The sequence below is a fragment of the Prosthecobacter sp. genome (assembly GCF_044373815.1).
Taxonomy (GTDB): Bacteria; Verrucomicrobiota; Verrucomicrobiia; order Verrucomicrobiales; family Verrucomicrobiaceae; genus Prosthecobacter.
The window spans coordinates 1-7,446 of sequence record NZ_JBIPNG010000330.1 but is presented as its reverse complement, the minus strand read 5'-3'; the positions used below and the strand labels follow the sequence as shown (position 1 = coordinate 7,446).

3 protein-coding genes and 2 pseudogenes are annotated in these 7,446 nt (G+C 60.6%); 1 reads left to right on the top strand and 4 read right to left on the bottom strand.

Annotated features, from left to right (window positions below):
- Positions 1–93 precede the first annotated feature (93 nt).
- Complete coding sequence (locus ACIREA_RS22140; RefSeq protein ID WP_397384532.1) at positions 94–1,488, top strand: hypothetical protein; 1,395 nt, start codon at positions 94–96, stop codon at positions 1,486–1,488.
- Between the two features lie 161 nt (positions 1,489–1,649).
- On the opposite strand, the pseudogene ACIREA_RS22135 reads toward ACIREA_RS22140, so the two are convergent.
- The 4 genes and pseudogenes from ACIREA_RS22135 to ACIREA_RS22120 form a co-directional block, all read right to left on the bottom strand.
- Positions 1,650–4,281, bottom strand: a pseudogene (locus tag ACIREA_RS22135) (phosphoenolpyruvate carboxylase).
- A gap of 182 nt (positions 4,282–4,463) precedes the next feature.
- On the bottom strand, positions 4,464–5,774 hold the full coding sequence (locus tag ACIREA_RS22130; RefSeq protein WP_397384531.1) for a Gfo/Idh/MocA family protein: 1,311 nt from the start codon (positions 5,772–5,774) through the stop codon (positions 4,464–4,466).
- A gap of 86 nt (positions 5,775–5,860) precedes the next feature.
- Positions 5,861–7,150 (bottom strand): DUF1501 domain-containing protein, encoded by a 1,290-nt coding sequence (locus ACIREA_RS22125; protein ID WP_397384530.1) that lies wholly within the window; start codon positions 7,148–7,150, stop codon positions 5,861–5,863.
- Positions 7,151–7,169: 19 nt separating this feature from the next.
- Positions 7,170–7,446: pseudogene (locus ACIREA_RS22120) on the bottom strand (hypothetical protein); the annotation flags it as partial.

The following is a 7,446-nucleotide window of genomic DNA, read 5'->3' as shown; positions in this document are numbered from 1 at the left end:
CCCGCCCTTCGAGCTTCGTTATTGAATTGTCACTCGGGCTTCGACCAATGCCCGTTGACGTACCCAACCACTTTTCACATTATCTTTCCCATCATGTGGCGTTCCTTTCTTTGCATCAGCGTCGTGTTCGCTTCAGCAATCACTGCGGCGGAGCCCACCGCGCTGCGTTTGGTCGCTGACTTGAATCCGGGGGCGGGGGGCTCCGGGTTGATGAATTTCTATGTCTGGGGAGATCAGGTTTGGTTCATCGCCGCATCCGAGCAAGGCGGTAAAACGGTGGCCTCACTCTATCACTCGGACGGCAGCACGGCAGGCACGCATAAGGTCAAGGAGTTCGTATGGCAGACGGGCAGTTCGATTTTTGACAATCCCTTTGTCTTTGAAAACCGTCTCTACTTTCAGGGGCTTAATGCCGCACTGGGCAAAGGCAGCCGGGTCTGGGTGACAGATGGTACCGAGGCCGGCACGCGTCCCATTTCAGAAGACGGGAAAGACGTGTGCGATGACTTCAAGCCCTTCCTGATCGGAGATCGACTGGTGCTCTCACTGCATGGCGACTACCACGGGCACGGCCTCGTGGCGCTCAATCTCCACAGCGGAAAGACGGAAACCATCGCAGTGCCTTTCGACGGCTGGGAGGACTACACTGACGGCGCGATGCTGAATGGGGTCATGCTGAAACTGGACTCGGAGGGCAAAGCTTTTTGGTGCATCGATGGCACACGCGCCGGGCTGAAAAAACTGACGCTGCCGGGGCTGCCTGATTTTGACAACGATGGTGGAATCCCTCAGCTACTCTCTTTGCCAACGGGAGTACTGATGCTGCCGCGTGGCTGCAAGCAGCCTTTGGAATGGTGGCACAGCGATGGGCAATCCGTGGTCAAACTGGCGGCATGGCAGTGGTCAAAGACGGAGATATCCCCGCACTGGTTTGGACGTGTGGGGGAGCGTGGCGTCTTTCTGGCCGGCGACCACATGCGGCACAGCGGTGTATGGAGCAGTGATGGCACGGCGGCGGGCACCGCCGTCCTCATTGACAGCGATCCCTACAAAGACGCCACCTTCTCACTGCCGATCGGGCAGCATGTCACCCCTGTCGTCTGTGGAGACCGGCTCTACTTCACCTTGGACGATGGAGAGCACGGACTGGAGCTCTGGACAACAGACGGCACCAAGCGCGGGACCCACCTGGTGATCGACATTGCCCTCGGCGGCGAAGATGCGGAGATCTTCGAACTCCTCACGCTGAACGACGGGCGCGTGCTGGCCCAGCGCAAGAATGCGGAATCCGGCTCCGACTTGTGGCTCACCGACGGCACCGAAGACGGCAGTCGCAGACTGGCCATCTTCAATCGAGCCTCCCTCGTGGCAGCGCTCCCTGGCGCGATTCTCGTGAACACCGCAGGGCATCATGTCGGGCAGGAATTGTTTGCGCTGGATGTGCCAGCGCTGGCTGCGCCGCCTGGGCCCGAAGGGCAGCGAAAGTGAAGAGGGCAGGCAGATGGATATGCGCATGCCATTGAGCATTTACACACCCCAAGACCCAGCGCTGCGGGACTTGGCAAGTCCCGCTCCTTGTGGGGTTCGCATGCCAAGGAGCGGCACTTGCCAAGTGCCGTGGACTCCGCATTTCAGGCTCCCTGATCGCCTCAACCCGTCGTTCTCAATCCCGACGCAATCGCATTGATCGAAATCAACAGGTCAGAAACCATCGCATCCGCAGCTTCGGTTTTACCGACAGCGGTGAGTCCACGCCATTCACGCAGCAGGGCGATCTGCTGGTGGTGCAGCACCTTGAGCGGTTCTTCGCGAATGTTCAGCGTGTAGGCGAGGCGCGGGCGGCGGCCTTCAATGGTGCCTTGGAAGAGGTCATCGATGATGGCGCGGGTGGCTTCGTATTCGCCGAGGATGGTGCCGAGAAAGCGGTCACGCAAGGCGGTGTCCTCCACCAGAGCGGCGTAGGCACGCATGAGGTCGGTGTTGGCGCTGACCAGGGAGCTTTCGATGTTGGTGAGGACGTAGCGCAGGAAGGCGGAGCCTGGAATCGCCGCAGCCAGGGTGGCATAGCTCTTGGGATCTTCGGTCTTGAGCTTGGTCAGAGCGCTGCCAGCACCGAACCAGCCGGGAAGGTAGAAGCGTGACTGCGTCCACGAAAAGACCCATGGAATGGCGCGCAGATCATCAAGCGAAGCCTGGCCGGTGCGGCGGGCGGGACGGGAGCCAATGCGGGAGTTTTCCAAGGCATCAATCGGCGTGGCCTGACGGTAGAACTTCATGAAGTCCGGCGCGTGCAGGAAGGCGCGATACGCATCACGGCTGTCGGCGGCGAGCTTGTCAAAGAGCGGCTCAAGTTCGGGCGGGGCGCTGGATTCGGTGCAGCGATGGCGTGCGGTGGCTGCCGTGGCAGAGGCCATGAGCAGCTCGGCATTGTAAACTGCGGACCCAATGTGCGCGTATTTTTGCGCGATGGTCTCGCCCTGCTCCGTCATGCGCATGCCGCCGCTGAGGGAGCCATGAGGCAGCGCCTCCATGAACCAATGCGTGGGGCACGCCATGCCGATGGATCGTGGTTGAAAGCTCACGCTGCGCACGATGCAGTGCGCACTGGCTGGCCACGATGCCGCAGTCTTTGTTGGAGTCAGAGTAGCCGACCATCATCTGGAACACCGGCGTACCGCCCTTGCTCTGTGCGAGGAGGCTGCGCTTGGCCACAGGATGCGAAAGGAATGACTCAACAATGCCTGGGCCGGATTCGAGATCGCCCATCGTTTCAAACAACGGCACCACGGGCAGGGGACACACGAGTCCTTCTTCGCTCCAGGCCATGAGCCCGGCTTCACGGGCAAGAAGGAAGACGACGAGCATGTCTTCCACGCAGCGTGTCATCGAGATGATGAGCGAGCCGAGACCCGCATTGCCATACTTGGCGCGGTGATCGGCCAGCACGCGGTAGCAATCGAGCACGGTGTCCGCTTCTGGTCCGGCGGAGATCCCAGGAGACAGGAAAGGACGCGGGGAGACGAGCTCACGATCAAGCAGCTCACGCTTTTTCTCGATGGGCCAGTCGATGAAGGAACCGCCTTCCAGCAGCCCCGCGGCACGCAGAAGCTGATCGAGCGCCTTTTCATGAAACGCGGAATTCTGCCGCACATCCAGCACGGCGGAATGGAAACCGAAAGCGGTGAGATTGCGGCGGAATGGGACAATCTGCTCCTCGACGACGGCCTTGGAGCCGACATCGAGCAGGGTTTGCGCGAGCACGTCAATGTCAGCACGCAGTTCCTCCGGCTGCACATACGCGACCGCCGAAGCGGGCTTCTCAATGGCCAGCACAACCTTCGCGTGCATGAGGTAAACAGCCGCACGCCACGGCTCCTCCTTGTTGCGTTCCAAGATGTTGGCAAGATCCACGCCCGGCTCTGTTTTGAGCTGCGCAGTGAGAGTTGCGATCAGCTCCGTGAGCTGCTGCGGCGTGACCTGAAACAAGGAACTGAGCGGCAGATGAAAGGCGAGGGCTTCAAGCCCACGACGCTGCACCCGCAGCGCATTTTTCCGCATGACCTGCAAGGCATGGCGCGTGACATCCGCCGTCACGAAGGGGTGCCCGTCGCGGTCGCCACCGATCCAGGAACCAAAGCGGATCAGGGGCGGCAGAGAGTCCACTTCAGTCACATCATAACCCGCAGCCTGCCAGGCCTCGCGCAGGTGCACATGCGCACGGGTGAGCGCCTCGGGAAACACATCGCGCAGATAATGCAGCGCATTTTGGAGCTCGGCCTCGATGCTGGGGCGCGTGACGTGGATTTCACCGGTGCGCCAGAGGTTTTCGAGCTGGGTCTGCAGCTGGCTTTGCAGGCGGGCCTGCTCACGCGGTGTGTAGGCCGGGTTCTCATGCCGGTTCATGAGGCTGTAAATCTCGCGGTGCAGCTCGCGCACCGTCTCGCGCTTGGCCTCGGTGGGATGCGCGGTGAGCACAGGCTCCACACAGACATCACGCAATGCCGCGAGGATGTCGGCTTCCTTCAGACCGAGGGTTTGCAGTTGCTTCAAATTGTCCGCCCACAGGCCCTTTTCAGCCTCGGGTCCGCTCTTTTTCTCCCGCAAACGGCGGATTTGTGAGGCTGCCCGCTCCTCCACGACATTGAGAAGCTGAAAAGCGATGGAGTAGGCCTGACCGAGGGAGCGGTTCGTTTTTTGCGGCACCCCGGTGCCGATCCAAGGCAGGCTGGCGGCCAGTTCGGGCTCCCCCAGCTTCTGCAGAACGGCGGAGAAGGCCGCCATGAGGTAGCGCAGGTCGTCTTCGAGAAGTTGAAAGCCGAGGGTGCGGAGGTTTTGCGGGGGAGTTTCGGACATGGCTGGGTGGAGCTTGCGAATCTAAGCAGGAAGGATGCCTGATTCACAGAGCCATGTCGAAAGCCGATGGAAAAGGCAAGATCAAGCGCCAATCGCTGGAATGTCCGCTTTTAGACCGGGTAGGCCCAGGGCTTACGGTACTCGCGTTGCATCAGTTTGCTGGCTTCCGGGTCGCCGATGATCAACTCCTTCTCCGCATCCCACTGGATGCTGCGCCCCGCCTTGTAGCTGAGCATGCCGAGCAGGGGCAGGCAGGTGGAACGGTGGGCGCTTTCGATGTCGGCGATGGGCTGCTTTTTCTTCTCGATGGCATCGATGAAGTCGGCCCAGAGCAGGGCGATGTTGTGACCATCCGGCTCCTGAAGCTGGTGATTGCCGTGCTTCTCTCCCTCTTTGGGATTCACCGGGTAGAAGGTCCAGCCATCGCGCCAGCCGATGTGCAGCACTCCTTTCTCGCCGTAAAAGTAGCAGCCGATCTTGTGCTTCTCGTTGTTGTTCTCGGCAAACTTCCGGTGCTCCCACACGGCGGTGAACTGCTCAAACTCGAACGTGGCCACCTGATGGTCTGGGGTGTCGGTGGTCTGCTCCTTGTCATTGAGCACGGCAGGACCGGCGATAGGACGCCCCCCGGTGCAGAAGATTTTCTTTGGCCCTTTTTCGCCGCTCCAGAGCATGATCTGGTCCAGCCAATGCACGCCCCAGTCGGCCATGGTGCCGTTGGCGTAGTCGAGAAAATGCCGCCAGCCTCCCGGATGCAGCTTGGAATTGAACGGGCGCATCGGGGCCGGGCCGCACCACATGTCCCAGTCCATGCCCTCGGGCACCTGGCTGTTGGGCTTCGGCTGCTCGGGTCCGCCCTTGCTGTCGGCAAAGGCACGCACCATGCCCACCTTGCCCACAACACCGGATTTGAGAAAATTCATCGCCTCTACGTGATGCGGGCCGATCCGGCGGTGCAGTCCCACCTGCACCACGACGCCAGCCTCACGCGCCGCTTTCACCATCGCCTTGCTCTCATTGATGGTATGTCCGGTCGGTTTCTCGACGTAGATATGAGCACCCGCTTTGCAAGCGGCGATGGTTTGCAGCGCATGCCAGTGGTCCGGCGTGGCGATGATGACGATCTCCGGCTTCTCCTTGTCCAGCAGTTCGCGATAGTCCTTGTAGAGCTTCGGGTCGTCTCCGGAGATTCCATTCACCGTGTCACCGGCGTTGGAGGCCACGTCTTCATGCACATCACACAAGGCGCAGACCTTGATGCGTCCCGAAGCCAGAGCCTCCTTCAAAATGTTCATCCCCCACCAGCCTGAGCCGATCAAGGCCGTGCGGTACTTCTTCGCCGGATCAGCCCCGAAGATGTGAAACGATGAGGCGGCAAACGAGGCGGTGCTGGCGGAAAGAAAATGGCGGCGGGAAGTCATGGTCAAGGGGCGATGAAAGCATCGCGAGGCAAAGTACGCCAGCCGTTCGAGAGGCTTGCGGAGAATTGAGGCGGAGTACGTTCGCGCTACGCAAACAGCTCCATCACCGCCTTGCCCTTGTCTCCCACTGTGAAGGGCCGGTTGCTGGGCGACATGACGACTTCGTCAACAGGCAGCCCAAGACTCCAGCCAATCGTGGAAAGGAAATCCTGCGGGCTGGTCTGCTTGTCGGCCACGGCCATGCCTTCCTTGTCACTGGCCCCATGGATGTACCCGCCTTTGATGCCACCACCTGCGAGCAGTGTGGAGAAAACCTTCGGATGATGGTCACGTCCGCCGTTGCCATTGAGCTTGGGACCACGGCCGAATTCAGAGCAAAGCACCACCAGCGTGCTTTCCAGAAGCCCACGTTCCTTGAGATCTTCCAGCAATGCGGAGAGCGCCTGGTCGAGTTCAGCACCGTGTTCATCGAGGCCGTCGTCGATGTTGTTGTGCATGTCCCAGCCGCCCTTGGCGACTTCGATGTAGCGGATGCCTTTTTCCACCAGACGCCGCGCCAGCAGGCAGCCCTGGCCAAATTTGCCCTTGCCGTACTTTTCCTTCAAGGCCTCCGGTTCGTCATCGAGGTGGAAGGCCTCCAGGTCCGTGCTCGACATGATGCTGATCGTCTTGTCGTAGAACTGCGTGTAGCTCTTTACCTCCGAGGTCTTGAAGCGATCGCGGAATCCGGCATCAAGTTGATCCAGCATGGCGAGGCGCTTGTTCATCTGCTCCGGGCTGGCCTCGCTCTTGGCGTATTGCAGGCCCACATCGGGGTCGAGGATGGGCAGCGGGGAAAAGCTGGATGGGAAGAAGCCGTTGCCGTTCTGTGGCTGGCGGTTCACGCAGACATTGGAGGGCAACGTCTTGTGGCTGGAGCCGAGGAAGTGCTGCGCCCAGGCACCGATGTTGGGATGCTTGATGGTCCCGCGCTCCTCGTAGCCGGTGCGGATGACGTACTGCCCGGCGGCATGCACCCCCGTTTTGGAAGTCATGCTGCGGATGATGCTGAACTTGTCCGCCTGTTTGGCGAGGTTCTCCATCGTTCCTCCCAGTTGAAAGTCAGCCTTGGTTTTGATCGGCGCTTTCGGTCCCTGCGTCGGGCCATCCTTCGGGTCCAGCGTGTCGATGTGGGACATGCCTCCGATCATCTGGAGAAAGATGACGTTCTTGGCCTTGCCAAAGCCGGGGCCGGCAGGCGCGGCTGCCTTGGCGGCTTCGGCTGCAAAGGCGCTGCCGCCGAGGCCGTGCAGCACGGTGACGCCGAGAGCGGCGCTGGCCCAGCGCTCGCAAAAGGCACGACGGGAAATGGGATCAAGCTGGTTGTGAAGATTCATGGCAGGGAAGGGTGAGAGTTTATTCCACGAAGATGAATTCACGGGTGTTGAAAAGCACCCAGGTCAGATCGCGCATGGTCATGCCGTTGCTGAGTCCTGCCGTGGCGTTGGCCAGTTCGTCGGGCTTGGGTTTGCGGCTGAAGAAGCTGAGGTAAAGGCTCTCGACCTGTTGCTCCGGTGTCTTCTGCGCGCTGGCCGTTTTCACCACGAGTGAATCATTCTGGCCGATGACTCGCTGGGCCTCGCCATTCATGAGCATCAGCACCTGCGGGATGCTGCCTTCTTCGCTTTCACTG

Coding starts and splice junctions, on each gene's coding strand:
- ACIREA_RS22140 (WP_397384532.1), top strand. CDS start 94: ATGTGGCGTTCCTTTCTTTGCATCAGCGTCGTGTTCGCTTCAGCAATC.
- ACIREA_RS22130 (WP_397384531.1), bottom strand. CDS start 5,774: ATGACTTCCCGCCGCCATTTTCTTTCCGCCAGCACCGCCTCGTTTGCC.
- ACIREA_RS22125 (WP_397384530.1), bottom strand. CDS start 7,150: ATGAATCTTCACAACCAGCTTGATCCCATTTCCCGTCGTGCCTTTTGC.